2 protein-coding genes are annotated in these 1602 nt (G+C 69.9%); one reads left to right on the forward strand and one right to left on the reverse strand.

The window, feature by feature from the left end; translation table 11 throughout:
- Positions 1-95: 95 nt before the first annotated feature.
- On the forward strand, positions 96-1103 hold the full coding sequence (locus ACFVZW_RS37025) for an IS30 family transposase (protein ID WP_384530993.1): 1008 nt from the start codon (positions 96-98) through the stop codon (positions 1101-1103).
- A 32-nt stretch (positions 1104-1135) separates the two neighbouring features.
- Here the strand turns inward: ACFVZW_RS37025 and ACFVZW_RS37030 are convergent, their stop codons facing one another.
- Entirely contained in the window at positions 1136-1486 is a 351-nt protein-coding gene (locus tag ACFVZW_RS37030; protein WP_384530995.1) for a hypothetical protein, read from the reverse strand.
- Positions 1487-1602 lie beyond the last annotated feature (116 nt).

Below are 1602 nucleotides of genomic sequence, written 5' to 3' on the forward strand. Positions count from 1 at the left end.
GGGGCGGGTGAGCGCCGCGGCGTGCGCCCCCCCCCCCCCCCCGCCCCGCCCCCCCCCCCGCCCCGCGCCCCCCCCCCCCCCGCGCGCGCGATTCTTTGCATTTGCGGGAGGACGAGCGAATCCATATCGCCGACCGGCTGCGGGAGAAGGCGAGCATCCGGACGATCGCCGCGGAGCTGGGCCGCAGCCCGTCGACCATCAGCCGCGAGGTCCAGCGCAACCGCACGGTGCTGCACGGCTACAACAACCGCTGGTACTACCGGCCCCACGCCGCCCAACGGCGGGCCGACGCCCGCCGGCCCCGTCCGAAGACCGGGAAGATCGGCGGCAACCCACGGCTGCGCGACTACATCCAGGACCGGTTGGAAAGGCGCTGGAGCCCGGAGCAGATAGCGAACCAGCTGCGGCGTGACTTCCCCGACGACCTGGAGATGCACGTGGTCCACGAGACGATCTACCAGGCTCTCTACGTCCAGGGCCGGGGCGTACTTCGCCGCGAGCTGGTCCGGTGCCTGCGGACGGGCCGGGCCCGGCGGAAGCCTCACCGGCAGGCCACCAGCCGTCAGAAGCGGTTCGCGGCCCCGATGATCCTGATCAGCGAGCGGCCGGCCGAGGCGGACGACCGAGTGGTGCCAGGGCACTGGGAAGGCGACCTCATCGTCGGCGCCGCTCACAAGTCGGCGATCGGCACGCTCGTGGAGCGGTCCACTCGGTTCACGATGCTCGTGCACCTGCCCGACGGGCACCGGGCCGAGCAGTTCCAGCGGTTGCTGACCGACACCATGCGCCCGCTTCCGCCGCAGCTGCGGCGGTCCCTGACCTGGGACCAAGGCAATGAAATGGCCGGCCATGCCGCGTTCGCGCTCGGCGCCGACATGCCGGTTTACTTCTGCGACCCCGCCAGCCCCTGGCAGCGCGGCTCGAACGAGAACACGAACGGCCTGCTGCGGCAGTACTTCCCGAAGCACACCGACCTCTCCCGCTACAGCCGCGAGCGCCTGGACGAGGTCGCCGCCGAACTCAACGGCCGCCCACGCAAGACGCTCGGCTGGGACACCCCAGCCGAGCGCATGCATGCACTGCTCGCCACCACACGTCAGTGATCACGAGTTGCGACGATCATTGAAATCCGCCTTCAGCGGTGCTCACGCCTTCTCGTGCGCTGAGCCGCCGCCATCAAGAAGAGGCCGACCAGGAGAATCGCCCCGCCGGTGAGGGTGCCCCACTGCCGCGTGGCGGAGTCGCTGATCACCAGTCCGAAGACCACCTGCCAGCACATCGCGAAAGCCATCACCAGCTGACCCCAGCCGTAGAGGCGAGGGGCACGAACGTAGCGCCGGTTCATGGGGAGCACCCATCCACGGGTAACCGCCGCCACGCCGGACGCGGCGACGAGCGACGCTATGAGAACAAGAGGTACGGCGGCGTAGAGGGTCATGATCTCGCTCCCATGCGCCGGGCCCACGCCGGACACCAGCGCGAGCATGGCACCCGCCGTGCTGGGCGTCCATACACTTCCCTGCGAGCTCACATGATTGGTCGGCGATGAGGCCTAGGATCGTCGCTACACACACGGTGTTGCGACGATCCCTGGAATCCGCC

Source organism: Streptomyces sp. NPDC059567, from assembly GCF_042735655.1.
Classification (GTDB): domain Bacteria; phylum Actinomycetota; class Actinomycetes; order Streptomycetales; family Streptomycetaceae; genus Streptomyces.

What these genes read in the sequence shown, in the direction of transcription:
- ACFVZW_RS37030 (WP_384530995.1), bottom strand. Translation starts at nt 1,486, where the DNA reads ATGCTCGCGCTGGTGTCCGGCGTGGGCCCGGCGCATGGGAGCGAGATC.